The sequence below is a fragment of the Streptomyces sp. NPDC003042 genome, from assembly GCF_053591315.1.
This window is the reverse complement of record NZ_JBSFTP010000058.1, coordinates 1-25,684: the sequence shown is the minus strand read 5'-3', so window position 1 is coordinate 25,684 and position 25,684 is coordinate 1. Positions and strand designations below refer to the sequence as shown.

Annotated in this window: 21 protein-coding genes; 9 read left to right on the top strand and 12 right to left on the bottom strand. The window is 70.9% G+C overall.

Annotated features, from left to right (window positions below; translation table 11 throughout):
• The first annotated feature begins 71 nt into the window (after positions 1-71).
• On the top strand, positions 72-1,271 hold the full coding sequence (locus ACWDYJ_RS25325; protein ID WP_451567907.1) for a sensor histidine kinase: 1,200 nt from the start codon (positions 72-74) through the stop codon (positions 1,269-1,271).
• 16 nt (positions 1,272-1,287) lie between these two features.
• On the opposite strand, the gene ACWDYJ_RS25320 is transcribed toward ACWDYJ_RS25325, so the two are convergent.
• The 5 genes from ACWDYJ_RS25320 to ACWDYJ_RS25300 form a co-directional block, all read right to left on the bottom strand.
• Positions 1,288-2,094, bottom strand: coding sequence for an endo alpha-1,4 polygalactosaminidase (locus ACWDYJ_RS25320; protein WP_451567881.1), 807 nt, complete (start codon positions 2,092-2,094; stop codon positions 1,288-1,290).
• Positions 2,091-2,753, bottom strand: coding sequence for a spherulation-specific family 4 protein (locus ACWDYJ_RS25315; protein WP_451567906.1), 663 nt, complete (start codon positions 2,751-2,753; stop codon positions 2,091-2,093). The genes ACWDYJ_RS25320 and ACWDYJ_RS25315 overlap by 4 nt, the downstream gene beginning before the upstream one ends.
• Positions 2,754-2,785: 32 nt before the next feature.
• Positions 2,786-4,360: a hypothetical protein gene (locus ACWDYJ_RS25310; RefSeq protein ID WP_451567880.1), complete on the bottom strand. Its 1,575-nt coding sequence runs from the start codon at positions 4,358-4,360 to the stop codon at positions 2,786-2,788.
• The gene (gene pelF, locus ACWDYJ_RS25305) at positions 4,357-5,862 is read right to left on the bottom strand and encodes a GT4 family glycosyltransferase PelF (RefSeq protein WP_451567879.1); all 1,506 of its coding nucleotides are present in this window, start codon (positions 5,860-5,862) and stop codon (positions 4,357-4,359) included. The genes ACWDYJ_RS25310 and pelF overlap by 4 nt, the downstream gene beginning before the upstream one ends.
• Before the next feature lie 122 nt (positions 5,863-5,984).
• Positions 5,985-8,021 carry a hypothetical protein gene (locus tag ACWDYJ_RS25300; RefSeq protein WP_451567878.1) on the bottom strand — a complete coding sequence of 679 codons (2,037 nt, stop codon included), beginning with the start codon at positions 8,019-8,021 and terminating at the stop codon, positions 5,985-5,987.
• A 358-nt stretch (positions 8,022-8,379) separates the two neighbouring features.
• On the opposite strand from ACWDYJ_RS25300, the gene ACWDYJ_RS25295 reads away from it, so the two are divergent.
• The 6 genes from ACWDYJ_RS25295 (at position 8,380) to ACWDYJ_RS25270 (ending at position 17,945) form a co-directional block, all read left to right on the top strand.
• Complete coding sequence (locus ACWDYJ_RS25295) at positions 8,380-9,909, top strand: leucyl aminopeptidase (RefSeq protein WP_451567877.1); 1,530 nt, start codon at positions 8,380-8,382, stop codon at positions 9,907-9,909.
• A 310-nt stretch (positions 9,910-10,219) separates the two neighbouring features.
• Positions 10,220-11,608: a dihydrolipoyl dehydrogenase gene (gene lpdA / locus ACWDYJ_RS25290; protein ID WP_451567876.1), complete on the top strand. Its 1,389-nt coding sequence runs from the start codon at positions 10,220-10,222 to the stop codon at positions 11,606-11,608.
• Positions 11,609-11,661: 53 nt separating this feature from the next.
• Positions 11,662-13,416, top strand: coding sequence for a 2-oxoglutarate dehydrogenase, E2 component, dihydrolipoamide succinyltransferase (sucB, locus tag ACWDYJ_RS25285; RefSeq protein ID WP_451567875.1), 1,755 nt, complete (start codon positions 11,662-11,664; stop codon positions 13,414-13,416).
• A gap of 231 nt (positions 13,417-13,647) precedes the next feature.
• Positions 13,648-14,271 (top strand): GntR family transcriptional regulator, encoded by a 624-nt coding sequence (locus ACWDYJ_RS25280; protein ID WP_451567905.1) that lies wholly within the window; start codon positions 13,648-13,650, stop codon positions 14,269-14,271.
• 215 nt (positions 14,272-14,486) lie between these two features.
• Positions 14,487-17,171: a pyruvate dehydrogenase (acetyl-transferring), homodimeric type gene (gene aceE, locus ACWDYJ_RS25275; protein WP_451567874.1), complete on the top strand. Its 2,685-nt coding sequence runs from the start codon at positions 14,487-14,489 to the stop codon at positions 17,169-17,171.
• A 255-nt stretch (positions 17,172-17,426) separates the two neighbouring features.
• Positions 17,427-17,945: a DUF4240 domain-containing protein gene (locus ACWDYJ_RS25270; RefSeq protein WP_451567873.1), complete on the top strand. Its 519-nt coding sequence runs from the start codon at positions 17,427-17,429 to the stop codon at positions 17,943-17,945.
• Between the two features lie 6 nt (positions 17,946-17,951).
• Here ACWDYJ_RS25270 and ACWDYJ_RS25265 read toward each other — a convergent pair whose 3' ends face one another.
• Positions 17,952-18,722 (bottom strand): SDR family NAD(P)-dependent oxidoreductase, encoded by a 771-nt coding sequence (locus ACWDYJ_RS25265; RefSeq protein WP_451567872.1) that lies wholly within the window; start codon positions 18,720-18,722, stop codon positions 17,952-17,954.
• A gap of 85 nt (positions 18,723-18,807) precedes the next feature.
• Here ACWDYJ_RS25265 and ACWDYJ_RS25260 point away from each other — a divergent pair, with 85 nt between their 5' ends.
• Positions 18,808-19,461, top strand: coding sequence for a TetR/AcrR family transcriptional regulator (locus ACWDYJ_RS25260; RefSeq protein WP_451567871.1), 654 nt, complete (start codon positions 18,808-18,810; stop codon positions 19,459-19,461).
• Between the two features lie 59 nt (positions 19,462-19,520).
• Here the strand turns inward: ACWDYJ_RS25260 and ACWDYJ_RS25255 are convergent, their stop codons facing one another.
• Together ACWDYJ_RS25255 and glnA are read right to left on the bottom strand one after the other, a co-directional pair.
• A complete protein-coding gene (locus ACWDYJ_RS25255) occupies positions 19,521-19,931 on the bottom strand; it encodes a hypothetical protein (protein ID WP_451567870.1) in 411 nt (136 codons plus the stop codon).
• Between the two features lie 164 nt (positions 19,932-20,095).
• Positions 20,096-21,505: a type I glutamate--ammonia ligase gene (gene glnA, locus ACWDYJ_RS25250; RefSeq protein WP_451567869.1), complete on the bottom strand. Its 1,410-nt coding sequence runs from the start codon at positions 21,503-21,505 to the stop codon at positions 20,096-20,098.
• A 184-nt stretch (positions 21,506-21,689) separates the two neighbouring features.
• Here glnA and ACWDYJ_RS25245 point away from each other — a divergent pair, with 184 nt between their 5' ends.
• Complete coding sequence (locus tag ACWDYJ_RS25245) at positions 21,690-22,157, top strand: RDD family protein (RefSeq protein WP_451567868.1); 468 nt, start codon at positions 21,690-21,692, stop codon at positions 22,155-22,157.
• Between the two features lie 151 nt (positions 22,158-22,308).
• Here the strand turns inward: ACWDYJ_RS25245 and ACWDYJ_RS25240 are convergent, their stop codons facing one another.
• The 4 genes from ACWDYJ_RS25240 to lipB all read right to left on the bottom strand — a co-directional run bounded on the left by ACWDYJ_RS25240 (position 22,309) and on the right by lipB (position 25,515).
• Positions 22,309-23,007 carry a DUF4191 domain-containing protein gene (locus ACWDYJ_RS25240; protein ID WP_451567867.1) on the bottom strand — a complete coding sequence of 233 codons (699 nt, stop codon included), beginning with the start codon at positions 23,005-23,007 and terminating at the stop codon, positions 22,309-22,311.
• A gap of 10 nt (positions 23,008-23,017) precedes the next feature.
• Complete coding sequence (locus ACWDYJ_RS25235; RefSeq protein ID WP_388003934.1) at positions 23,018-23,215, bottom strand: SCO2195 family GlnR-regulated protein; 198 nt, start codon at positions 23,213-23,215, stop codon at positions 23,018-23,020.
• A 422-nt stretch (positions 23,216-23,637) separates the two neighbouring features.
• On the bottom strand, positions 23,638-24,591 hold the full coding sequence (gene lipA, locus ACWDYJ_RS25230) for a lipoyl synthase (protein ID WP_451567866.1): 954 nt from the start codon (positions 24,589-24,591) through the stop codon (positions 23,638-23,640).
• A gap of 111 nt (positions 24,592-24,702) precedes the next feature.
• Complete coding sequence (gene lipB, locus ACWDYJ_RS25225; RefSeq protein ID WP_451567865.1) at positions 24,703-25,515, bottom strand: lipoyl(octanoyl) transferase LipB; 813 nt, start codon at positions 25,513-25,515, stop codon at positions 24,703-24,705.
• Positions 25,516-25,684: the final 169 nt, after the last annotated feature.

Here is a 25,684-nt window from a genome sequence, read left to right as displayed (position 1 = left end):
CGGCCGGGGGGAGCCCGTACCGTATCGGGGTGAGCACAGACCTCGGGCCCTTCACCCGCACCCGGCAGTGGATGCGGGCCCATCCGCTCGCCACCGACGCCGTGCTCGCGCTCGGGGCGTTCGTCGCCATGGTGGTCGGGTCCTTCGCCGATCCGCACGGGCCGCACGGGCCCACCTTCGGCACCCGCGCCCCCGAGCCGTTCTCGCTGCTGCTGATGCTGCCCGCCGCGGCCGCCCTGGTGCTGCGGCGACGCCGGCCGCGCGCCGTGCTGGCGGTCACCAGCGGGCTCGCGCTGCTGGAACTGACCGTCGGGGAACCGCCGCGGGCGCCCGTCGCCATGTGCGCGGTGATCGCCCTCTACACGGTGGCCGCCCTCACCGACCGGCCCACCACCTGGCGGATCGGCCTGCTGACCATGGCCGGCCTGACGGGGGTGTCCATGCTGGCCGGTCCGCTGCCCTGGTACGCGCAGGAGAACCTCGGCCTCTTCGCGTGGACCGGGATGGCCGCGGCGGCCGGTGACGCGGTGCGCAGCCGCCGGGCCTTCGTCGACGCGATCCGGGAGCGTGCCGAGCGGGCGGAGCGGACCCGCGAGGAGGAGGCCCGGCGGCGGGTCGCCGAGGAGCGGCTGCGGATCGCCCGGGACCTGCACGATGTGGTGGCCCATCACATCGCACTGGTAAATGTGCAAGCCGGTGTGGCCGCGCACGTCATGGACAAGCGCCCCGACCAGGCCAAGGAGGCGCTGGCCCACGTACGGGACGCCAGCCGCTCGGCGCTGAACGAGCTGCGCGCCACGGTCGGGCTGCTGCGCCAGTCCGGCGACCCCGAGGCCCCGACGGAACCCGCGCCGGGGCTCGCCGTGCTCGACGAGCTGCTGGACACCTTCCGGCACGCCGGGCTGCCGGTGGAGGTGTTCGTCGAGCTGGGTCGGGTGACGGAGCCACTGCCCGCCGCCGTGGACCTGGCGGCGTACCGGGTGATCCAGGAGGCGCTGACCAACGTACGCAAGCACACGGGCCAGGGGGCCCGCGCCGAGGTCAGCGTCGTGCGGGTGGGTGCCTCGGTGGAGGTGACCGTGCTGGACGACGGCGGCGGTACGGACGGGCCCGCGCAGGAGCCGGCCGAGCCGGCCGAGCCGACCGAGCCGGCCGGCGGCCACGGACTGCTCGGGATGCGCGAGCGGGCCGGCGCGCTGGGCGGCTCCTGCTTCGCGGGGCCACGGTACGGGGGCGGCTACCGGGTGCACGCCGTCCTGCCGCTCCGGTAGGGGCGGACGGCGGCGTTCAGCAGGCGCGGCGCCACGGGCCCAGTTCGTACTTCTTCTCCAGCGAGCTGAGCCGCAGCTCGCGCGAGCGGGCGCAGAACCGCTCCGCCGCTAGCTCGTACTCCACGTGGAAGACCGCCTTGCCCGCCTCGATGAAGGGCGTCAGCTTCTCGCACTCCCGGTACTGGGCGCACTGCTCGTTCACCGCGAAGTCGAACTCGCCGACCAGCTGCGGGATCTGGTCGAGGTCGTTCTTGAGGCCGACCGCGAGCCCCCGCTCGTGGGCCAGCCGGGCGATCAGCCGGTTGTACTCCAACTGGTCGTCGGCGGTGAGCGGGAAGCCGGAGGGGTTGCGGTAGGCGTCCATGTTGTCGGGCTCCACCGCGTCGAAACCCTTGTCCCGGCACATGTCGAACCTCTTGGCGATCAGCGGCTCCAGTTCCTTCAGCCGCCGGATGTCGACCCACCGCTCGCCCTCCCAGCCGTTGCCCCGGCCGAGCATCCCTTGCGGGAACTCCCCCGCGTCCGGGCGGAAGTCCTCCCAGGCGCCGGTGGAGAGGTAGCAGATGGTCCTGCGGCCGTCCTTCTTCAGCCGGGCGACCTGCTCCTTGGTCGTGGTGAACCCGTCGACGTCGTACACCGGCACGTCCACGGAGGTGTCGAGGGCGCCGCTGAGCTGCCACTGCCAGCCGATGCCCGGCTCCGGCCGCCAGCGCTCCCCCGGCGCCCGGGTGGGGCCCGGCCGCGGGCCGTCGTCGTCCGGGGCGGCGGTGCAGGCGGTGAGCAGCAGCAGCGCCACGACCAGAGCTGTGGAGAAACGTCTCATCCAGCCGCCTCCAGGGCGTACGGGAGGGTGCCCCACGGGTGCGCTCCGGTCCCGGGAACCGCGCAGTGCACCCCCGCCCCCCGTTCGGCCGCCAGTTCCGCGGCGAGCCGGGCGGCGGGTGCGCCCGGCGGGACGGCGTACACGAGGTGGCAGAACCGCTGGGCGGGGTGGTCGGCGGTCCAGGGCGGCACGGCGGCCGCCTCCCGGTAGGCGTCCCAGGGGCCCTCGAAGGTGACGAGCAGATCGGCGAGCCGGGCGTACCCGGGGTGCGGGTGGACGCCGTGGTTCAGGACGAGCGTACGGGCCCCGGCGGCGCGGGCGGCGACGGCGAGCCGGCCGTAGTGCGGCAGCAGTTCCGGACCGGAGGCGGCCTGGTCGAGGAAGGCCCCGTCGGCCCCGTACCAGTCGCGGTGGCGCAGCAGGTCCTGGACGACGGCCGCGTGCGGGCGCCGCCCGTAGTCGGTGTCGGCGTACCCGAGGACGGGCACTCCGGCGTCGCGCAGCCGTGCGGCGACGGCGGCGAACCGCTCGTCGGCGGCCCGACCGGGACCGCTGTCGGGGTTGAGCACCACCGAGTGCAGCCGGCCCGCGCAGCGGATCAGCAGCTCCCAGTCCTCGGGCCGGTCGGCGGGATGCTCGTAGAGGGGCACCAGCAGCATGGGGTCCTTCTTCTCGTACGTTCTGACGTGGGTCACCGGTGGGCCGTCGCGCGGCCGAGGAGCAGGCAGACCAGCGCGGCCAGGACGGCCGCGGCCGTGCCGGCCACGACCAGCTGGACCAGCCGGGGCTGCCCCAGCCCGGTCAGCAGGGCCAGGCTCTGCGCGACCGCCGCCGAGGCGCAGACCACCGCCGCCGGCCGGACCGCGCCGAAGGACTGCAGGAGCAGCCCTGTCCACATCACCGCGCCGAGCAGCAGCAGCGTGGCGACCCGCACCCCGGTCAGGCCCGGGGCGTCCGGCCACAGCAGCGTGCCGGTGACCCCCAGGGCCAGCAGCACCGCCAGGTACCGGGCGAGGCACCGGGCGAGGGTGGTGAGCATCCGGCGCCGGAACGACCGGGGCGAGCGGGCCGCCCGCAGCCCGGCGAGGCTGCCGCTGCGGAACCGGTGGAGCAGCCACTCGGCGGGGCCCATGCTGAGGGTGAGGGCCACCGCCGAGGGGGCGGCGACCGCCTCGGCGGGGCCGCCGGAGAGCACCTCACCGAGGGCCGCGTACAGCACGAGCAGGCCGGTGCCGAGGCCGAAGACCCCGTACGGCACCGAGTCCCCGAGCCGGGGCCCGCGCCGGACGTACTCCTCCTCGGCGCCGCGCAGCATCCGCCAGCGCACCGGGCCCCCGCCGGGGCGGCGCGCGGCCCGGCCGCGGATGCGGCGTACGGCGGCCCGTACGCCCTCGGCCAGCGGCAGTTCCCGTACGGCGAGGGTGCACGCGGCCAGCAGCGACACCACCAGCAGGGTGACCCGTACGGGCACGGGCAGGTCGGTGATCAGCGAGAGCACCGCCCCGGTGGCCATCGGGGCGAGCGCGGCGAGCAGGAGCCGCTCCCGGCCGAGTACCAGCAGGACGGTGGCGGCCCCGACGTAGAGGGCCTGTCCGGCGGCGAAGGCGTACGAGAACGGCGGCCCGCCGCCTACGCAGAGCGCGGCGGCGGTGCCGAGCAGCGCCCCGGCGGGGGCGCCGACGAGCAGGGTCCGCCCGGCGGCGGCCCGGTCGCCGAGGCCGAGCCAGGAGTAGGCCCGGTGGGACAGGGCCTGGTCCCAGGTCCAGCCGATGAGCGCTCCGGCGAGCAGGGTCAGCGTCCCGGCGGGCAGGCCGAGCCGGTCCTGGGGGCCGTCGAGCAGGGGTGCGCCGAGGAGGTAGGCGAGGCCCGGCAGGGCGAAGATGAGCCCGCGCAGGAGGCAGGCGGTAAGGGAGACCTTCCAGGGGTCGGGGACGTCGTCCGGCTCCGGGAAGGAGCGGGGCACGCGGGCGTAGAGCTCCTCGGCGAGGGTGAAGGAGTCGTGGCGGCCGTAGGTGAGCCGGATGTACTCGTCGTTCATGCCGTCCGATTCGAGGATGGCGGCGATCTCGTCGGGGTGGACGGCGGCGGCGATGAACAGGTCGAGCCGCTCCGCGAGTTCGTCCATCGGGTCGGCCGCCGGCGCTGCGCGGCCCGGTCGGGGGACGGCGGGCAGCGTGTCCACCCGGGCACGGGAGGGGGCGGCCCGCGCGACGGGAACCCAGGTCCCTCCGGGCCCCGGCGGCTTCAGCCAGAGGGATCCGCTCACCAGGCACTCCCGTCGGTCGCGAGCTCCCTGTACCAGGGGTCGGCGAGCCGCTGGGTCCAGTCGTCGCCCACGTGGACCGGCAGGACGGGCCGGCCGGCACGCTTCTGATGGGCGAGGCCCCGGTAGATGTGGCGGAAGCCGTCCACGGACTGGTGGAGCGTGAACTTCTCGACCACCCGCTTGCGGGACATCCGGCCCAGCTCGGCGCGCCGTTCGTCGTCGCGCAGCAGGGCGAGGGTGGCGCGGGCCATGGTCTCGGGCTCGCGGGGTGGGACGACGAGGCCGGTGTCGCCCACGGCCTCGCGGACGCCGCCGACATCGGTGGAGACGGTGGTGCGGCCGCAGGACATGGCCTCGATGATGCTGAAGGGGAAGCCCTCGCTGATGCTGGAGAGCATCACGATGCTGCCCGCCGCGTACGCCCGCGCGACCTGCTCGACGCGGCCCTCGTACGTGATCCCGTCGCCGACGCCGAGCTCGGCGGCGAGCTTCTCCAGGCGCAGCTTGTACTCCTCGCAGCCCGCCGGGACGGGCCCGAAGAGGCGCAGCCGCAGGGCGGGCAGTTCCTCGCGCATGAAGGCGTAGGCGCGGATGAGGGTTTCGAGGTCCTTGATCGGGTCGATGCGGCCGCACCAGCTGAGGGTGGGCACTTCGGGTTCGGGTCCGGCCGCGGGGAAGGCGTGCGGGTCGACGCCGTTGTAGACGGTGCGGATCCGCTCGGAGGCGGCGCCTCCGCGCTCCTCCCAGCGGCGGTTGTACTGGTTGCAGGGGGTGATCAGGTCGGCCTGCCGGTAGCCCTCGGTGTTCAGCTCGCGGTAGAAGCCGAGCATCAGGGCCTTCACGGGCCAGCGCTGGGCGGCGGTGCGGTAGCCGAGGTAGCGCTCGCGCAGGTAGATGCCGTGCTCGGTGAGCAGGAAGGGCACGCCGTCGAGCCGTTTGGCGGCGAGTGCGGGGAGGGTGGCGAGGCCGCTGCTCACGGCGTGGGCGACGCTGTCGGGCGGGATCCGTACGGACAGCGGGCGCAGGGCGTGTTCCAGCAGGTCGGTGGCGGTGAGCGCGTCGTGGACGGTGGGCGCGGCCTCGGCGGTGACCAGGCCGGGGCGGGTCCAGACGGCCATCAGCAGGCGCAGGACCGTTTCTGAGCGCAGGGCCGGGGCGAGCGTCCCGGCCCGGGCCAGCTGGACCAGTTCGCCGAGGGCGGCGGAGAAACCCCCGCGCCCCGGGTCGATCAGCGACAGCAGGAACGTCTCGTAGATCTCGGTGAAGCGGCGGTGCGCCTTGCCGCGCAGGGCCGACCGGCGGCTCCGGGACGGCGCGGGGCCCCAGAGGGGGAAGGCGGTGTGCCGGTATACGTTGCGCGGCAGTTCCCAGGTGACCGGCTCGCGTCCGGAGCCGGTCAGGGCTATGACGTTGAAGTCGACCTCCGGCATACCCCGGACCAGTTGGTCGCACCAGGTGCTGACGCCCCCGTGGACGTGCGGATAGGTTCCTTCGGTGAGCATGGTGACATGGCGCCCATGGCTCATGCGGTGTGTCCCCCCAGGACGGAAAAGGGGCCGGCGCCCGTGGGTTCGCGGAGCGCCGGCGCTGGGTCGTACGAGTGGCGGTTCTGCGGGACGGACGGTCAGCTGGGCAGCCGGAGCCTGACGGCGCTCTGGAGCGGCTCGGGCGAGGTCCAGGCCGAGCGGGTGCCCGCGTAGGCGCTGCCGAAGACGGCGGTACCGAGCAGGAGCAGCTTCCTGGTGCCCTCGGGGGCGGTCACGGGGGCGACGACCCCGGCCGGGGCCTTGACGGTGATGTCACCGCCGACGCGGTAGGCGGTGACCTGGCCGGCGGCGAGCGCCTTGTCCCAGGCGGCGCGCCGGGTGAGCTCGACGCCGGTGTCCTTCATGCTCTGGTTGACGATCGGCGCGCTGGGCGCGTGGAGGGCGCGGTAGGTGTCGAGGACCTGGTCGACCACCGGGTAGAGGGTGCGGTCCTCGGCGAGGTTGGACTGGTGGACGTAGTGCGGCCGCGGGTCGTTGGCCAGCACGTGACGCAGGGCCGTTCGGGCCTCCTGCGGGACGACGTGGTCCAGGTAGCCGGTGGAGACGTCGAGCGGGGCGGGCAGACAGGTGGAGGTCGCCGGGTTGTCCTCGCAGGCGCCGCTGCCGCCGTCGGCCCGGCTGGTGTAGATCCAGTTGTACTCGTCGGCCATCTCCGCGTTGGTGCCCGTGTTGTAGTACACGTTCATCGGGTGGCGGGGCACGGTCAGGGCGGCGCCGAGCGGCCGCTGGTCGGGTTCGCGGGAGTTGTCGCTGCCGGCCCACTTGACGCCGTTGTCGGCGAGGGCGCCGGCCAGGTTGGGATTGTCCTGGGGCTGCTGCGGAAGGGTCTTGAGGCCGGAGTGCTCACCGGTGACGAGCTCGGTGCGGTCCAACGTGATGCCCCTGGCGGCGGCCCAGTTGTTGTTGTCGCGGATCTGCGCGGAGATCTCGGCCCGGCTCATCCAGCTGATCGCGCCCTGGGCGTTCTTGGTACAGCTCCAGGGGACGGTGGTGACGTTCTGCACGCAGCCCAGGAAGGGGTGCGTGAACGTGTGGTTCATCCACCGGTACTTGGCCCGGTCGGCCACGAGCTGGGCGGTGAGCGCGTCGGCGCCGCCGTTTTCCGCCTTCCACTCCTCCCCGGCGCCCGCGTTGAAGAGCATGTCCAGCTTGAAGTTCTTGGCCTGCTGCCACTGCGCCGCGTACTGCGCGTCGGCGGCGGTCATCCGGATGGTGCTCTCCTTGCCCTCGCCCCCCGCGCAGGCGTAGTCGCCGGGCGTGCAGTTGAGCTCCTTGTTCCAGCGGGCGTCGGGGGCGAAGACGTCGTCGACGTGGACCGCGAAGTAGTTGCGGCTCCGGCCGAGGTGGACGCCCTGGGTGAGCCACTCGACGATGCCCCGGGCCAGCAGCCGGAACTGCCGCTGGTGCTGGTTGTAGCCGAAGGTCACGACGAGTTCGCTGCGTCCGTCGTGGGTGTACTCGCCGACGAGTGAGGCCCGGTCGGTGCCCGAGGGGCCGACGGGGGCGTCGAGGAAGCTGGTGTAGCCGGGGCGCGGCTTGCCCATGAACCCGTAGCTCTCCGGGATCAGCGCGGAGTTGTCCTCGAAGGTGACCTGGCCGCCGAGGTAGCCGAAGGGGCCCGCCTCGCCGGCCGGGGTGACGGCTGCCCGGGTGCCGTCGAGCTGGCCGCTGTAGCCGCCGTTGTCGGTGTACTCCAGGCCGACCTCCGGGTGGGCCCAGGTGTAGGCGTCGACCTGACGGATCCCGTACGCCGTCTCGTACGCGGTGAGGGCGGCCAGCTCGGCCGAACCGGCACCGAAGGGGTTCTCGTTGGGCAGTACGACCCCCTGGTACTTGGCCCGCGGCCGACCGTCGACCGTGTCGCTGAGGAAGCCCCCGTCGATCACCGGACGGTTCGCGCTGCCCAGGTCGACCCGGGTGTACGGCACTCCGGTGTCCCGGAGTTCGGCGGTGATCGCCTCTACGGAGGTGCCGCCGTCGTCGACGACCAGCACCTTCAGGTCGATCCGCGGCGCCGTGGCCGCCTGGGCGGTGGAGCCCGGCAGCGCCACGGCTATCAGGGCCGCTGCCGCCACCGCGGCGGCCACCCTGTTCATCCGGTTCTTCTTGACCATGTCGGCCTTCCCCCCGCAGGCGTCCCCGGACTTCGGCCCCGTGGCGGACGGCCGGGCCGGGGAGGCTCTGTGGAAATCGTGCAAAGGAACTCCGCGTCCGCTTGCGAGAGTGGACCGAGTGTCTCGGACCTCGTCAGGCCTCACGGGCAAACCTGGAACAGAGGCCACAGATGGGTGAACCGGACGACACCTTGATCGAACAACTTGCCAAATCATTCGAGTGACGTACGGAAGAGTGCGTGCGCGTACGCTCATTTCCGGCGGCCGTCGGGCCCGAATACGATCGCTGCGGAGCGGCCGGCGATCCCGACGCGACCGCAGCGACCACATACACAAACGGAAGCGAGACTTCACCACCGTGACTGCTCTGACTCTCAGCACTGCCGGCGCGACGACGCTGCGCGCCGACGCACTCGTGGTCGGCGTGGCGAAGGGCCCCAAGGGCCCGGTCGTGGCCGCCGGCGCCGAGGCCGTGGACAAGGCGTTCGACGGAAAGCTCGCCACCGTGCTCGAAGCGCTCGGTGCCTCGGGCGCGGAAGGCGAGACCACCAAGCTCCCCGCCCCGGCCGGTCTCAAGGCCCCGGTCGTGCTGGCGGTCGGACTGGGCTCCGTACCCGAGCAGGACGAGTCCTACGACGAGGAGGCGCTGCGCCGCGCCGCCGGCTCCGCCGCCCGTGCCCTGCACGGCAGCAAGAAGGCCGCCTTCGCCCTCCCCCTGGACGACGCCTCCGCCGTCACCGCCGTCGCCGAGGGCGCGCTGCTGGGCGCGTACGCCTTCACCGCCTACCAGGGCGGCGACAAGAAGGACTCCAAGAACGGCGGCCCGAAGCAGCCCCTCTCCGAGGTGGTCCTGGTCGGCGCCAAGCCGCGCGACAAGGAGCACAAGGCCGCCGCCGAGCGGGCCACGATCGTCGCGACCGAGGTCAACATCGCTCGCGACCTGGTCAACACCCCGCCGAACGACCTCACCCCGGAGTCCTTCGCCGCCGTCGCCTCCGCGGCCGCGAAGGAGAACGGCGTCAAGGTCCAGGTCCTGGACGAGAAGGCCCTCGCCAAGGGCGGCTACGGCGGCCTGATGGGCGTCGGCAAGGGCTCAGAGAACCCGCCGCGCCTGGTGAAGCTCACCTACACCCACTCCAAGGCGCAGAAGACCCTGGCCTTCGTCGGCAAGGGCATCACCTACGACTCGGGCGGCATCTCCCTGAAGCCGGCCGGCCACAACGAGACGATGAAGTGCGACATGGCCGGCGCCGCCGCCGTGTTCGGCGCCGTCATCGCCGCGGCCAAGCTGGGCCTCCAGGTCAACGTCACCGGCTGGCTCGCGCTCGCCGAGAACATGCCGTCCGGTTCCGCCACCCGCCCCGGTGACGTGCTGCGCATGTACAGCGGCAAGACCGTCGAGGTCCTCAACACGGACGCCGAGGGCCGCCTCGTCCTCGCGGACGCGCTGACCAAGGCCTCCGAGGACAACCCGGACGCGATCGTCGACGTCGCCACCCTCACCGGCGCGATGGTGCTGGCCCTCGGCAACCGCACCTTCGGCGTCATGGCCAACGACGACGCCTTCCGCACCTCGGTCCACGAGATCGCCGAGGAGGTCGGCGAGTCCTCCTGGCCGATGCCGCTTCCCGAGGACCTGCGCAAGGGCATGGAGTCCCCCACCGCCGACATCGCCAACATGGGCGAGCGCATGGGCGGCGGCCTGGTGGCCGGCCTCTTCCTGCGGGAGTTCGTCGGCGAGGGCATCACCTGGGCCCACCTCGACATCGCGGGCCCGGCCTTCCACGAGGGCTCGCCGTACGGCTACACCCCCAAGGGCGGCACCGGCTCGGCCGTGCGCACCCTGGTCCGGCTGGCCGAGCGCACCGCCACCGGCGACCTGGGCTGACGTATCAGACTGTGAGACGCACGACGTGACACGCACCGCGCCCCGGGACCCGGATCAGGGTCCCGGGGCGCGTTCGCTCTGGAAGAAACCTCAACGATCAGTAGGTTTCTACGCAGCGGTAACCCTGACTTCGGGCAGAACGACGGTCCACACCCGGGGCCCGGCGTCCCGCGTTCCCCCGACAAATGCGAAGATGGGTTCTCGGCAGGACAGGGCCCCCACCACAGGGCCGAAGAAACAGCGGCCGATTACCAGCCGCCGCCCGGTCATAGAGGACCGGTGCCCGGCGCACATGCATGGAGGACGTGACGTGGCGAACGACGCCAGCACCGTTTTCGACCTAGTGATCCTCGGCGGTGGCAGTGGCGGTTACGCCGCGGCGCTGCGCGCCTCCCAGCTGGGTCTCGACGTTGCGCTGATCGAGAAGAACAAGCTCGGCGGCACCTGCCTGCACAACGGCTGCATCCCCACGAAGGCTCTGCTGCACGCCGGTGAGATCGCGGACCAGGCGCGCGAAGCCGCTCAGTTCGGTGTCAAGGCCTCCTTCGAGGGCATCGACATCGCGGGTGTGCACAAGTACAAGGACGAGGTCGTCTCCGGCCTCTACAAGGGCCTGCAGGGGCTGGTCGCCTCCCGCAAGGTGACCTACATCGAGGGTGAGGGCCGCCTCTCCTCGCCGACTTCCGTCGACGTCAACGGCCAGCGTGTCCAGGGCCGCCACGTCCTGCTGGCGACCGGCTCCGTGCCGAAGTCGCTGCCGGGCCTGGACATCGACGGCAACCGCATCATCTCCTCGGACCACGCGCTGGTCCTGGACCGCGTGCCCGAGTCCGCGATCATCCTGGGCGGCGGCGTCATCGGCGTCGAGTTCGCCTCGGCGTGGAAGTCCTTCGGCACCGACGTCACCGTCGTCGAGGGCCTGGGGCACCTCGTCCCGGTCGAGGACGAGAACAGCTCGAAGCTCCTGGAGCGCGCGTTCCGCAAGCGCGGCATCAAGTTCAACCTCGGCACCTTCTTCGAGAAGGCCGAGTACACCGAGTCCGGCGTCCGCGTCACGCTCGCCGACGGCAAGACCTTCGAGGCCGAGGTGCTTCTGGTCGCCATCGGCCGCGGCCCGGTCTCGCAGGGCCTGGGCTACGAGGAGCAGGGCGTCGCGATGGACCGCGGCTACGTCCTGGTCGACGAGTACATGCAGACCAACGTGCCGACCATCTCGGCCGTCGGTGACCTCGTCCCCACCCTGCAGCTGGCCCACGTCGGCTTCGCGGAGGGCATGCTCGTCGCGGAGCGTCTGGCCGGTCTCAAGACCGTTCCGATCGACTACGACGGTGTGCCGCGCGTCACGTACTGCCACCCCGAGGTCGCCTCGGTCGGCATCACCGAGGCCAAGGCCAAGGAGATCTACGGCGCGGACAAGGTCGTGGCCCTGAAGTACAACCTGGCGGGCAACGGCAAGAGCAAGATCCTCAAGACCGCGGGCGAGATCAAGCTCGTCCAGGTCAAGGACGGTGCCGTGGTCGGCGTCCACATGGTCGGTGACCGGATGGGCGAGCAGGTCGGCGAAGCTCAGCTGATCTACAACTGGGAGGCCCTGCCGGCCGAGGTCGCGCAGCTCATCCACGCGCACCCGACCCAGAACGAGGCCCTCGGCGAGGCCCACCTGGCCCTGGCCGGCAAGCCGCTTCACTCCCACGACTAATCGTCACGGGCGCGACGACCACTTCCGCACATTCGTTAGGAGCAACTGAAACCATGCCGGTTTCCGTAACCCTTCCGGCGCTCGGAGAGAGCGTGTCCGAGGGCACTGTCACCCGTTGGCTGAAGGCCGAGGGCGAACGCGTCGAGGCCGACGAGCCGCTGCTCGAGGTCTCGACCGACAAGGTCGACACCGAGATCCCGTCTCCCGTCTCCGGCATTCTGGCCTCCATCAAGGTCGCCGAGGACGAGACCGTCGAGGTCGGCGCCGAGCTGGCCGTCATTGACGACGGCTCGGGCGCGGCGGCTCCGGCTGCCGAGGCCCCGGCCGCTGCCGAGGCCCCGGCCCCGGCCGCTGAGACCCAGGCCGCCCCGGCTCCGGTCGCCGAGGCCCCCGCGGCCCCGGCCGCCGAGGCTCCGGCCCCGGCCGCTGCGGCTCCCGCTGCCTCCGGTACTGATGTCGTGCTCCCCGCCCTGGGCGAGTCCGTCACCGAGGGCACCGTCACCCGGTGGCTGAAGCAGGTCGGCGAGTCGGTCGAGGCCGACGAGCCGCTGCTGGAGGTCTCCACCGACAAGGTCGACACCGAGATCCCCGCGCCGGTCTCCGGCACGCTGCTGGAGATCGTGGTCGGCGAGGACGAGACCGCCGAGGTCGGCGCTCGTCTGGCCGTCATCGGCGCCGCCGGTGCCGCGCCCGCCGCTGCTCCGGCTCCGGCCGCTGCTGCTCCGGCCGCTGCCCCGGCTCCCGCGGCCGCTCCGGCCCCGGCTGCCCCGGCGCCCGTGGCCGCTCCGGCTCCGGCTCCGGTCGCCGCTCCGGCCCCCGTGGCCGCTCCGGCTCCGGTCGCCCCGGCCGCCCCCGCCGCCCCGGTCTCGGCCGGTGACGAGGGCGCGTACGTGACCCCGCTGGTGCGCAAGCTCGCGTCGGAGTCCGGCGTCGACCTGTCCTCGGTCTCGGGCACCGGTGTCGGTGGCCGTATCCGCAAGCAGGACGTCCTGGCCGCCGCCGAGGCCGCCAAGGCCGCTGCCGCCGCTCCGGCTCCGGCCGCCGCTGCCGCCGCCCCGGCCGCCAAGGCTCCGGCCGCGGTGTCCGAACTGCGCGGTCAGACCGTCAAGATGACCCGCATGCGCAAGGTCATCGGCGACAACATGATGAAGGCCCTGCACTCGCAGGCGCAGCTCAGCTCCGTGGTCGAGGTGGACATCACCAAGATCATGAAGCTGCGCGAGAAGGCCAAGGCCTCCTTCCTCGCCCGCGAGGGCGTCAAGCTGTCCCCGATGCCGTTCTTCGTCAAGGCCGCGGCCCAGGCGCTGAAGGCCCACGCGGTCGTCAACGCCCGGATCAACGAGGACGAGGGCACCATCACCTACTTCGACTCGGAGAACATCGGCATCGCCGTGGACTCCGAGAAGGGCCTGATGACCCCGGTCATCAAGGGTGCCGGTGACCTCAACCTGGCGGGCATCTCCAAGGCGACCGCCGACCTGGCCTCCAAGGTCCGCGGCAACAAGATCACGCCGGACGAGCTGTCGGGCGCGACCTTCACCATCAGCAACACCGGTTCGCGCGGTGCGCTGTTCGACACGGTCATCGTGCCCCCGAACCAGGTCGCCATCCTGGGCATCGGTGCCACGGTCAAGCGCCCGGTGGTCATCGAGACCGCCGAGGGCACGAACATCGGCATCCGTGACATGACGTACCTGACCCTGTCCTACGACCACCGCCTGGTGGACGGCGCGGACGCGGCCCGGTACCTCTCGGCCGTCAAGGCGATCCTCGAGGCCGGCGAGTTCGAGGTCGAGCTCGGTCTCTGACCAGACCGAGAGCCTGTAAGGCACAACCGCACAGTTTGCCTCGATACGGCGCCCCCGCCCGGAACATCACCGGGCGGGGGCGCCGTCGTCGTAGCCGGCGCCCGCAGCCGGTGAGGAAAGTAACCAGCCTCACCCACGGTCCCTGACCAGGAACGCATCGCAGCGGGCCGACACGGCCGTATTGTCTACGCATCAGAGCCCTGCGTGCCTCCAGGAGATGAAGCGCCGATGATCACCCCACCCGTCGTGCACTCGCTGCGCGAGCAGATCCGCGAGCACATCGTGGAGGGGATCGTCAGCGGACGCTGGAAGCCCGGCGAGCGGATCGTCGAGCGGCGGATCGCCGTCGAGCTGGAGGTCAGCCAGACTCCGGTACGGGAAGCCCTGCGCGAGCTGGAAACGCTGCGGCTGATCGAGTCGGCGCCGAACAAGGGCGTGCGCGTACGGAACCTGTCCGCCGCCGACCTGGAGGAGATCTACCCGGTCCGGGCCGGTCTGGAGCAGATCGCGGCCGAGCTGGCCGCGCCCCGGCTGGCGGCCGACACCTCGGCCCTGGAGCCGCACGTCGCGGCCCTGTGGGAGGCCGACCGCAGCGAGGACGGCACGGCGCAGGTGCGGCACACGGTGGGCTTCCACCGGGAGATGGTGCGCGCGGCGGGGAACAGCGTGCTGCTGCACACCTGGGAAAGTCTCGGGATCGAGGTGTTCACGGCGCTGTCGATCCGCTGGCTGGGCACGGTCCAGAAGTCGTACGCGGAGGAGCACGAGGCCCTGGTGGCGGCGTTCCGCAGTCAGGATCCGGACATCGGGCTGCTGGTGAAGCGGCATGTCCTCGGGTGTGCTCCGCGCGCCTGACGCGCGCCTGATTCACCCGGCACCGCGTGCCTAGTTCTCTGGCACCCGGTGCCGACTTTCGCCTGAGTGACATTTATTCGTCACTTTTATTTGATCGATCATCGATCAGCGCCTTACAGTCAACGCGGGCCCCACCCGGGTCCATCGACCCTGTCCTGCCCGTCAGGGTTTTCTTCACCACCTCCTCTCCTTTGTCCGGAAGGCGGCGCACACCGATGTCCGACCCCGTAGGAAAGCTTCCGAGCGAGCTCGACCAGCTCCCGGACCGCGACACCGAGGAGACCGCCGAATGGGCGGCCTCACTCGACGCCGTCGCCAAGGCCGCCGGTACGCGCCGCGCCGAATACCTGCTCCGCCGTACGCTCCAGCACGCCGAGGCCGCCGGCCTCGCGCTGCCGAAGCTGCTGGAGACGGATTACGTCAACACCATCCCCACCGCCGCGGAGCCCGAGTTTCCGGGTGACATGGACCTCGAAGCCAGGATCACCGCCTGGAACCGCTGGAACGCGGCCGCCATGGTGACCCGCGGCTCCAAGTACGGCGTCGGCGGCCACATCGCCACCTTCGCCTCCGCCGCGTGGCTGTACGAGACCGGCTTCCAGCACTTCTTCCGCGGGAAGGAGGCCGACGGATCGGGCGACCAGCTCTACATCCAGGGCCACGCCTCCCCCGGTATCTACGCCCGCGCCTTCCTCGACGGACGCGTGTCCGAGCAGCAGCTCGACAACTTCCGCCAGGAGGCCGGCGGCAACGGCCTGCCGTCCTACCCCCACCCGCGGCGCCTGCCGTGGCTGTGGGAGTTCCCGACGGTCTCCATGGGCCTCGGCCCGCTCTCCGCGATCTACCAGGCGCGCTTCAACCGCTACCTGCAGAACCGGAGCATCAAGGACACCGCCAACTCGCACGTCTGGGCCTTCCTGGGCGACGGCGAGATGGACGAGCCCGAGTCGACCGCCGCCCTGGCCCTGGCCTCCCGCGAGCAGCTCGACAACCTGACCTTCGTCATCAACTGCAACCTGCAGCGCCTCGACGGTCCGGTCCGCGCGAACTTCCGCGTGGTGCAGGAGCTGGAAGCCCAGTTCCGCGGCGCCGGCTGGAACGTCATCAAGTCGCTGTGGGGCTCCGCCTGGGACGAGCTGTTCCAGCTCGACACCACGGGCGCCCTGGTACGCCGCCTGCGCGAGGTACCGGACGCGCAGTTCCAGACGTACGCGACCCGCGACGTGGCCTACATCCGCCAGCACTTCTTCGGCGCCAACGCCGAGCTCGTGCAGCTGGCCGGCGTGCTGTCCGACGCGAAGATCGCCGAGTGCTTCCACAGCTCGCGCGGCGGCCACGAGCCCCGCAAGGTCTACGCCGCGTACAAGGCCGCCCTGGAGCACAAGGGCGCGCCGACGGTCATCCTCGCGCAGACCGTCAAGGGCTACACGCTGGGCGCCGGGTTCGAGTCGAAGAACGCGAACCACCAGATGAAGAAGCTGTCGATCGACGAGTTCAAGAGCATGCGCGACCTGCTCGGACTCCCGATCCCGGACAGCGCCTTCGCCGACGGTGTCGTGCCCTACGGCCACCCCGGCGCGAACTCCCCCGAGGTCCGGTACCTCAATGAGCGCCGCGCGGCGCTCGGCGGGCCGGCCCCGTCCCGCCAGGTGAAGCACGTGGCCCTGCCCGCTCCGGCGGACCGTTCCTTCGCCCCGCTGCTCAAGGGCTCCGGCAAGCAGGAGATGGCCACCACCATGGCCTTCGTCCGGCTCGTCAAGGACCTGATGCGGGACAAGGAGACCGGCAAGCGCTGGGTGCCGATCGTCCCGGACGAGGCCCGTACCTTCGGTATGGAGTCCCTCTTCCCGTCGGCCGGCATCTACTCGCCGCTGGGTCAGACGTACGAGCCGGTCGACCGCGACCAGCTCATGTACTACAAGGAAGCCAAGGACGGCCAGATCCTCAACGAGGGGATCACCGAGGCCGGCGCCATGGCCGACTTCATCGCCGCCTGCACGTCGTACGCGACGCACGGCGAGCCGATGATCCCCTTCTACATCTTCTACTCGATGTTCGGCTGGCAGCGCACCGCCGACCAGATGTGGCAGCTCGCCGACCAGCTCGGCAAGGGCTTCATCGTCGGCGCCACCGCCGGCCGCACCACCCTGACCGGTGAGGGCCTCCAGCACGCGGACGGCCACTCGCACCTCATCGCGTCCACGAACCCGGCGTCGCTCAACTACGACCCGGCCTTCGCGTACGAGATCGCGGTGATCGTCAAGGACGGTCTGCGCCGCATGTACGGCGAGAAGCCGGAAGACGTCTTCTACTACCTGACGGTCTACAACGAGCCCAAGGTGCAGCCCGCGATGCCCGAGGGCGTCGAGGAAGGCATCCTGAAGGGTCTCTACCGCTTCAACACGGCGGCCGACCTGGCGGAGGCGGCCCCGGCCGCCGACTCCCCGAAGATCCAGCTCATGGCCTCGGGTACGGCGATCCACTGGATCCTGGAGGCGCAGCGCCTGCTGGCCGCCGACTGGAACGTGGCCGCCGACGTCTGGTCCGCCACCTCCTGGGGCGAGCTGCGGCGCGACGCGCTGGAGTGTGACGAGGCGCTGCTGCGCGGCGAGGTGCGTACCCCGTACGTCACCCGCGCGCTGGAGGGTGTCACCAGTCCGGTGCTCGCCGTCTCCGACTGGATGCGTCAGGTCCCGGACCAGATCAGCCAGTGGGTGGAGCAGGACTACACCTCGCTGGGCACGGACGGCTTCGGTCTGTCCGACACCCGTGAGGGCGCCCGCCGCCACTTCGGTGTCGACGCCCAGTCGATCGTGGTGGCCGCGCTGGCCCAGCTCGCCCGCCGCGGCGAGGTCCCGGCGTCCTCCGTCAAGGAGGCCCGGGAGCGCTACGGCCTCTGAGGCCGTAGGCACGGCGAAGGCCGGTATCCATCCCTCTGGGGGAATGGATACCGGCCTTCGCCGTACGCGCGGTGGCGTCGGTGCGGTCCAGCCGTGATGCTGGAGCGGTGGTGACTCCTCCTCCCGGACGAATCCGGGCGGCTTCTCACGTGGGATCGCGATCCCTCATGAAGGCCAAGCCCTGACCTCTGCCCGAGGGCAGACACTGAACGTACTACGGCGCGGCGTCGGCTCGGGCCCTTTCGAGAGGATCGCATGGACGAGACGGAGTTCTGGGAGATCGTCGACCGTACCCGCGAGGCCGCCGAGGGCGACCCCGAGGAGCACGCCGAGCTGCTCGTGGAACGGCTGGCGCAGCTGGACCCGGATTCCGTCCTGGACTTCGCACGGCACTTCGAGGCGCGGTACAACCGGGCGTACACCTGGGACCTGTGGGGCGCCGCCTGGGTGCTGCTCGACGGGGCGAGCGACGACGCGTTCGACTACTTCCGCTGCTGGCTGATCGGCCAGGGCCGGGAGGTCTTCGAGGGCGCCGTCCACGACCCGGACCACCTGGCGGAGCTGCTGGACGACTTCGACGAGGAGATCGACGGGGACGGCGAGGAGCTGGGCTACGCGGCCGACGAGGCGTACGAGCAGCTGACCGGCTCGGTCGCCCCCGATCTCGGGGTCCCGTTGCAACCGGCGGAGCCGGAGGGCACTCCGCTGGACTTCGAGAACGAAGCCGTGCTCGCGGAGCGCTTCCCCCGGCTCTGGGAACGCTTCAGGGCCTAGCCCGTTCTAGTAGTGCGTACCGCCGTCGATACGGATCTCCGTACCGGTGATGAAGGCGCCGTCCTCGGAGCCCAGCATGGCGACGACGCCGGCCACGGTCTGCGGCCCGGCGAAGCCCTGGCCGATGGCGGGGGCGAGCTTGGCGAACAGGCTCCAGTCGGTGTCCTCGGGCAGGCCCGGGCCGGCGCCGGTGGTCATGCCGCTCTCGATGGAGCCGGGGGCCACGGAGACGAAGCGCAGGCCCTGCTTGCTGTACTCGGCGGCCAGCGCGTGGGTCATCGACTGGATGCCGCCCTTGCTGGCCGCGTAGGCGGACATGTAGGGGTGGGCGAAGGACGCCGAGGTGGAGCTGAAGTTCACGACGACCGGCTGGTCGCCGGCGAGCAGCGCCGGGAGGGACTCGCGGATCATCAGGAAGGTGCCGGTCAGGTTGACCCCGATGACCTGGTTCCACAGGTCGAGCGTGGTCCGGTGGGTGTGCGCGGAGCGCAGGATGCCCGCCGCGTTGACGAGTACGTCCATCCCGGTGAGGGCGTCGACGGCGGTGGCGACGCCCTCCCGCACCGCGGCCTCGTCGGATATGTCCAGGGCGGCGGTGGTCAGCCGGTCGCCGTGGCCTTCGGCCGCGGCCTGCTCGGCGGTGGCCTTCAGGCCGGCCTCGTCGACGTCCACGGTGTGGACGCGGCCGCCCTCGGAGAGGATGCGGTGGACGGTGGCGCGGCCGATGCCGGAGCCACCGCCCGTGATGAGGACGCGACGTCCTTCGTAACGGTTCATGGGGCGAGCGTACCCAGTCGCTGGCATGCTTTGCCAGACTGGCAAGGAATGCAGTCACCACCGTTGCGAGCGGTACGCTTCAGACGTGAGATCTCCTCGTCCGTACGCGCCCCGGACCGGCCCGGGAACCCCGTCGCTGACCGAGCGCCGCAAGGCCGCGACCCAGCTCGACATCGCCCGCGCGGCCTGCGAGCTGTTCGCCGAGCACGGCCCCGACGGCACCACCGCCGAGGACATCGCCCACCGCGCCGGCGTGGCACTGCGCACGTTCTACCGCTACTTCCGCAACAAGCAGGAGGCCGTGGCCCCGCTGCTCGCGGGCGGCGGCGACGCCTGGCGCGCGGTCCTCGCGGAGGAAGCACCCGGCACCCCCCTCGCGCAGGCCCTGGAGCGGGCCGTCACCCGCTCGCTGAGCGGCCCGCAGGCGGTCGAGGAGGGCCTGGAGGTGACGCGCGGCCTGCTGCGCGCGGCCGCGTCGGACGAGGCCCTGCGGGCAGTCTGGTACCGGGTGAACCAGGACTCGGAGGAGCGCCTGGTCCCGGTGGTCTTCCGGCTGGCCGGCCCGGACGCCGATCCCCTGGGAGTCCGTCTGCTGGCCGCGGCCGCCACGGACGCGATCCGCGTCTCCCTGGAAGTCTGGTCGGCCACCGACGCCCCGGTCTCGGGTCCCGGCTCCCCCGCCGAACTCGCGGTGCGCTGCCTGCGCGACCTCACAGGCGCGATGCCCCTGCTCCGCTGAGGACAGCGGAGCAGGGGCATCGGTGCAGCGTGTCGGGCGGTGCTCAGGGCCCGCCGCGGTCAGTGGTCCCAGTCGCCGTGGCCGTTCCCGCCGTAGCCGTCGCCGCCGTGGCCGTCCCAGCCGTGGTCGCCGTTGCCGCCGTAGCCGTCCCAGTGGCCGTTGCCGCCGTAGCCGTCCCAGTGGTGACCGTTCCCGCCGTAGCCGTCCCAGTCGTGGTCGTGGCCGTTTCCACCGCGGCCGTCCCAGTTCGAGTGGCGCCAGTCGACCCAGTCGTCGTGGTAGCCGCCGTAACCGCCGTTACCGCCCCTGCCATCGTGGTCCCAGCACTCGTGGGAGTGGGAGTGGGAGTGGTCCGAGCACCTCCACCCGTCGCCACCAGTGGCCGAAGCGCTCGCGCTGCCGACCGGCATCAGGCCGAGGGTGGCCCCGGCGGTTCCGGCAATGACTGCCGCTACGATCCTACGGCGCATCTTCATGCACCTCCGCACCTGTCTCGCTTATCGGGCGTTTAAGGTCATTTCCACCCTCGCCCGACCCCGGTGACCTGTCAAAGCGGAAGGCCCCCCGCAGCTCTCCGTGGAGAGCTGCGGGGGGCCTTTCACCAGGCAGAACCCGGTCTTTCAAACAGTGCGGCCTAGAGGTCGAAGTACAGCTCGAACTCGTGCGGGTGCGGACGCTGCGCGATCGGGGCGATCTCGTGCGTGCGCTTGTAGTCGATCCAGGTCTCGATCAGGTCGGGGGTGAAGACACCGCCGGCCAGGAGGTAGTCGTGGTCGGCCTCCAGCGCCTTGAGGACGTCCTCGAGGCTGGTCGGGACCTGCGGGACGCTCGCGTGCTCGTCGGGCGAGAGCTCGTAGAGGTCCTTGTCGATCGGCTCCATCGGCTCGATCTTGTTCTTGACGCCGTCGAGACCCGCGAGCAGCAGCGCCGAGAAGGCGAGGTACGGGTTCGAGGACGGGTCCGGGGCGCGGAACTCGACGCGCTTGGCCTTCGGGTTCGAGCCCGTGATCGGGATGCGCATGGCCGCGGAGCGGTTGCGCTGCGAGTACACCATGTTGACCGGCGCCTCGAAGCCCGGCACCAGGCGGTGGTACGAGTTCACCGTCGGGTTGGTGAAGGCCAGCAGCGACGGGGCGTGCTTGAGGATGCCGCCGATGTAGTAGCGGGCGGTGTCCGAGAGGCCCGCGTAGCCGGACTCGTCGTAGAACAGCGGGTCGCCGTTCGCCCACAGCGACTGGTGCACGTGCATGCCCGAGCCGTTGTCACCGAAGATCGGCTTCGGCATGAAGGTCGCGGTCTTGCCGTTGCGCCAGGCGACGTTCTTCACGATGTACTTGAAGAGCATCAGGTCGTCGGCCGCGGCGAGCAGCGTGTTGAACTTGTAGTTGATCTCGGCCTGGCCACCGGTGCCGACCTCGTGGTGCTGGCGCTCGACCTGGAGGCCCTGGGCGTCCAGCTCGAGGGAGATCTCGGCGCGCAGGTCGGCGAAGTGGTCGACCGGGGCGACCGGGAAGTAGCCGCCCTTGTAGCGGACCTTGTAGCCGCGGTTGTTCTCCTCGGAACCGGTGTTCCAGGCGCCGGCCTCGGAGTCGATGTGGTAGAAGCTCTCGTTCGCGGTGGTCGCGAAGCGCACGCTGTCGAACACGTAGAACTCGGCCTCGGGACCGAAGTACGCGGTGTCGGCGATGCCGGTGGAGGCGAGGTAGGCCTCGGCCTTCTTCGCGATGTTGCGCGGGTCGCGGCTGTAGGCCTCACCCGTGATCGGGTCGTGGATGAAGAAGTTGATGTTGAGCGTCTTGTCCTTGCGGAACGGGTCCAGGCGCGCGGTCGTGATGTCGGCGCGCAGCGCCATGTCGGACTCGTGGATCGCCTGGAAGCCGCGGATCGAGGAGCCGTCGAAGGCCAGCTCCTCGTTCGGGTCGAACGCCCGCCCCGGGATGGTGAAGTGCTGCATGACACCAGGCAGGTCGCAGAAGCGGACGTCGACGAACTTGACGTCGTTCTCCTCGATGTACTGCTTCACTTCGTCGGCGTTCTGGAACATCCAACTCCTCCTACTCCCGGCCCGGGGGAGGGCGGGTTTTATAGCTCGTGATGCGGCAGTGCGGTGCCGCACGCTGGTACCGACCATAAGCAGACGGGATTTCTCAAGCATGACCCATTTGTTTCGCACAAGTTAACCAGGGTCCCGTCGGAGTGCGCTGGTGCGCCACCGGTACCGTGGTCGGGTGGACAACAGGCAAGCAATCGGATCCTGGCTCTCGGGCCCCCGGGCGGCCGCCGAGGAAATGGGCGTCGAGTTCGGCTATCCGGGCCAGCGGCTCGGCATGCCGCAGTCGGGACCCGGCTCCCTGGCCCGCTTCGGACGCCGCCTCGGCGCGGTCGCCATCGACTGGGTGAGCTGCCAGCTGATCGCGTACGGGCTGATCACGGGCGGGAACCTGGCGGCGGCGGCCAACTGGACGCTGGGGCTCTTCCTGGCCCTGACCCTCCTGACGGTGGGCACCGTCGGATTCACCCCCGGCAAGCGGATTCTGGGCCTCCGCGTGATCGGGGAGGACGGCGGCCGCCTCGGCATCGTCCGTGTGGCGATCCGCACGGCGCTGCTGGCCCTCGTCATCCCCGCCCTGGTCCGGGACCGCGACGGCCGCGGCCTCCACGACCGCCTCTCGGGCGCCGTCCAGGTCCGGATCTAGACCGGCGTCCTTCGCGTAGGGCACACCGCCTACGACACACCGCCTACGACACACCGCGTACGACGCACCGCCTATGACACAGGGGCGCCCCCGGGCCGGATGGCTTCGGGGGCGCCCCTGTGTCGTATACGAAAAGCGGATCAGCTGCCGATCAGCGCTGCTTCCCGCCGCGTGGCATGCGCATGCCCTTAGGCATCGGACCCTTTGGCACCGGCATATTACTCAGCAAGTCGCCCATGGCCCGGAGCTTGTCGTTGACCTGGGTGATCTGGTGGCCGGCCAGGACGCGGGGCAGCTTCAGCAGCGTCGTACGGACCTTCTTGAGCGGCACCTCGCCCTCGCCGGTGCCCACGATGAAGTCGTGGACCGGGATGTCGGGCATGATCCGGGCCAGCTTCTTCTTCTCGGCCGCGAGCAGGGTCTTGACCCGATTCGGGTTGCCCTCGCCGATCAGGACCACGCCCGCCTTGCCGACGGCCCGGTGGACGATGTCCTGGTTCCGGTTCATCGCGACGGCCGGGGTGGTCGTCCAGCCCCGTCCCACGTTGTCCAGTACGGCCGCGGCCGCGCCCGGCTGTCCCTCCATCTGCCCGAAGGCAGCTCGCTCGGCCCGTCGTCCGAAGACGATCGCCATCCCGAGGAACGCCACCAGGAAGCCCAGAATGCCCAGGTAGACCGGGTAGCCGATCAGGAAGCCGATCGCAAGAAAGACACCGAAGGTGACGATTCCCACGCCCGCGACGATCAGACCGACCTTCGGGTCGGCCTTGCGCGTCATCTTGTACGTCAGGGCGATCTGCTTCAGTCGCCCGGGGTTCGCAGCAGTCTCTGCGTTTGACTTCCTCGCCATGAGGCGAAGTTTACGTGGCCTGCGGGGTCCGGGTGGCCGCGGCCTCGAGTACGTGCTCGGTTTCGACCCGGTCCTTGGCCCTGCGGCGGTCTTCCAGGACCGCCGACCAGGCGTTGCGGCGGGCGCCGCTCATGAGCAGCGACTCGATGCCGCGGAAGGCGTCGGTGAAGGACGGGATGGCGATGGCGCGGACGGGCGCGGCCTGCATGATGTCAATCCCTCTCTCGGTGCTCGCATCGATGGTGTGTGCGGTGCGTGGACCCAGCATCACTGACAGGTGTTACCAGGGCATGACCGGTCGGTCAAACGTTTCTGAAACATTGACGCGGCCCGCCGGGCTCTTCCTGGAAGGAGCCTAGGGGCCGCGTCGCCGCGCTGTTACTGCCTGGTACAGCTTTGTGCGTCACTTCACAATTTCACACTTCACGCTTAACACGCTGGCGCGCTTCTCTGTGTCGCCGATCGAGCTACGCCTCGCCACCGCTCCGGCCGAGTGCCCGCCCTCGTTCCTCAGGCGGACCCTCAACCTACGCTCCGGCTCGGCTGCGCTTCTCTGTGTCGCCGGTCGAGCTACGCCTCGCCACCGCTCCGGCCGAGTGCCCGCCCTCGTTCCTCAGGCGGACCCTCAACCTACGCTCCGGCTCGGCTGCGCTTCTCCATCGCCTGCGTGTAGAGACGGCCCGCCCTGTAGGACGAGCGGACGAGCGGGCCGGACATCACGCCGGAGAAGCCGATGTCCTCGGCCTCCTTCGCCAGCTCGACGAACTCGTGCGGCTTCACCCAGCGCTCGACGGGGTGGTGCCGCGGCGAGGGCCGCAGGTACTGGGTGATGGTGATGAGCTCGCAGCCGGCCTCGTGCAGGTCCTTCAGGGCCTGCGAGACCTCCTCGCGCTCCTCGCCCATGCCGAGGATCAAGTTCGACTTGGTGATCAGGCCGTAGGCCCGCGCCTTGGTGATCACTTCCAGCGAGCGCTCGTAGCGGAAGCCGGGGCGGATCCGCTTGAAGATCCGGGGCACGGTCTCGACGTTGTGCGCGAAGACCTCGGGGCGGGAGGCGAAGACCTCCTCCAGCAGCTCCGGAACCGCGTTGAAGTCGGGGGCCAGCAGCTCGACCTTGGTGTGGCCGCTCTCGCGGCCCGCCGTCTGCTGGTGGATCTGGCGCACGGTCTCCGCGTACAGCCACGCGCCGCCGTCGGGCAGGTCGTCGCGGGCGACGCCGGTGATGGTGGCGTAGTTCAGGTCCATGGTGACCACGGACTCGCCGACACGGCGCGGCTCGTCCCGGTCGAGGGCCTCGGGCTTGCCCGTGTCGATCTGGCAGAAGTCACAGCGCCGGGTGCACTGGTCGCCACCGATGAGGAAGGTGGCCTCGCGGTCCTCCCAGCATTCGTAGATGTTCGGACAACCGGCTTCCTGGCACACCGTGTGCAGTCCTTCGCCCTTCACCAGGGCCTGCATCTTGGTGTACTCGGGACCCATCTTCGCCCGGGTCTTGATCCACTCGGGCTTGCGCTCGATGGGGGTCTGGCTGTTCCGGACCTCGAGGCGCAGCATCTTGCGTCCGTCGGGTGCGACTGCGGACACGACCGGCTCCCTGTGACTTCGATTCTTCGGCGCCCACCAGGGTACGCCCGTAATTTCGTACGTTCTTACGTCGGCCAACCTGGGAGCGGCCGACCGCATTCCCCCCGGCCGTCAGCCGACGGCCGGCTCGATCTGCCGGGGCTGCGGCTCGGCGTGCTCCAGTACGTCCTTCAGGTGCCGTTCGACGACCGGCAGCACCTCGGCGATGGTGATCTCACGGCCCAGTTCGTACGAGAGCGAGGTCACACCGGCGTCCCGGATGCCGCAGGGGACGATCCGGTCGAACCAGGTGTTGTCGGGGTTCACGTTGATCGCGAAGCCGTGCATGGTGACGCCCTTGGCGACGCGGATGCCGATGGCGGCGAGCTTGCGGTCCTCACGGCGCTGGCCGGCGTTGGACGGGGCGTACTCGGGGCCGTTCAGCCGGGCGTCGAAGTCGTCGTCGCCGATCCGCAGATCTTGAACGGGCCCAGTGAAGTCCAGGGAGAGGCCGCCGATCTCCGGGCGCTCCTCCACCGGGTCACCCAGCACCCAGACGCCGCTGCGGCCTTCGACGCGGGTGGTCTCCAGGCCGAAGTCGGCGGCCGTGCGGATCAGGGCGTCCTCGAGGCGGCGTACGTGGGCGACCACGTCGACCGGGCGGGGCAGCTTCATGATCGGGTAGCCGACCAGCTGGCCCGGGCCGTGCCAGGTGATCTTGCCGCCTCGGTCGACGTCCACGACGGGCGTGCCGTCGAGCGGCCGCTCGCTGGGGTCGGTGCGCCGGCCCGCGGTGTAGACCGGCAGGTGCTCCACGAGCAGGCAGGTGTCCTCGATCTCGTCCGCGAAGCGGGCGGCGTGGACGCGCCGCTGCTCTTCCCAGGCCTCGGTGTACTCGACGGATTCCGGCCCGAAGCCCAGATGGACAAACCGAAGCTCAGTCACCGCAGCGCCTCCTCGTTGAACCTGCTGTGTGCACGTATCGCACTCGACAAGGGTACGGCGGCCCCGCGGGACGCCCTTAGGGGGTGTTTCTCGGATCTTCGAGGAGGCGGCGGGCGGCCTCCAACCGGGCCGACTCCACGTAGGCGGCGGGGGTGGTGCCGGTGCGCTG

Bases quoted from the DNA above. Each gene is read 5' to 3' on its own strand.
- ACWDYJ_RS25325 (WP_451567907.1), top strand. From the start codon at position 72: ATGCGGGCCCATCCGCTCGCCACCGACGCCGTGCTCGCGCTCGGGGCG.
- ACWDYJ_RS25320 (WP_451567881.1), bottom strand. From the start codon at position 2,094: ATGAGACGTTTCTCCACAGCTCTGGTCGTGGCGCTGCTGCTGCTCACC.
- ACWDYJ_RS25315 (WP_451567906.1), bottom strand. From the start codon at position 2,753: ATGCTGCTGGTGCCCCTCTACGAGCATCCCGCCGACCGGCCCGAGGAC.
- pelF (WP_451567879.1), bottom strand. From the start codon at position 5,862: ATGCTCACCGAAGGAACCTATCCGCACGTCCACGGGGGCGTCAGCACC.
- ACWDYJ_RS25300 (WP_451567878.1), bottom strand. From the start codon at position 8,021: ATGGTCAAGAAGAACCGGATGAACAGGGTGGCCGCCGCGGTGGCGGCA.
- sucB (WP_451567875.1), top strand. From the start codon at position 11,662: ATGCCGGTTTCCGTAACCCTTCCGGCGCTCGGAGAGAGCGTGTCCGAG.
- aceE (WP_451567874.1), top strand. From the start codon at position 14,487: ATGTCCGACCCCGTAGGAAAGCTTCCGAGCGAGCTCGACCAGCTCCCG.
- ACWDYJ_RS25270 (WP_451567873.1), top strand. From the start codon at position 17,427: ATGGACGAGACGGAGTTCTGGGAGATCGTCGACCGTACCCGCGAGGCC.
- ACWDYJ_RS25265 (WP_451567872.1), bottom strand. From the start codon at position 18,722: ATGAACCGTTACGAAGGACGTCGCGTCCTCATCACGGGCGGTGGCTCC.
- ACWDYJ_RS25255 (WP_451567870.1), bottom strand. From the start codon at position 19,931: ATGCGCCGTAGGATCGTAGCGGCAGTCATTGCCGGAACCGCCGGGGCC.
- glnA (WP_451567869.1), bottom strand. From the start codon at position 21,505: ATGTTCCAGAACGCCGACGAAGTGAAGCAGTACATCGAGGAGAACGAC.
- ACWDYJ_RS25240 (WP_451567867.1), bottom strand. From the start codon at position 23,007: ATGGCGAGGAAGTCAAACGCAGAGACTGCTGCGAACCCCGGGCGACTG.
- ACWDYJ_RS25235 (WP_388003934.1), bottom strand. From the start codon at position 23,215: ATGCAGGCCGCGCCCGTCCGCGCCATCGCCATCCCGTCCTTCACCGAC.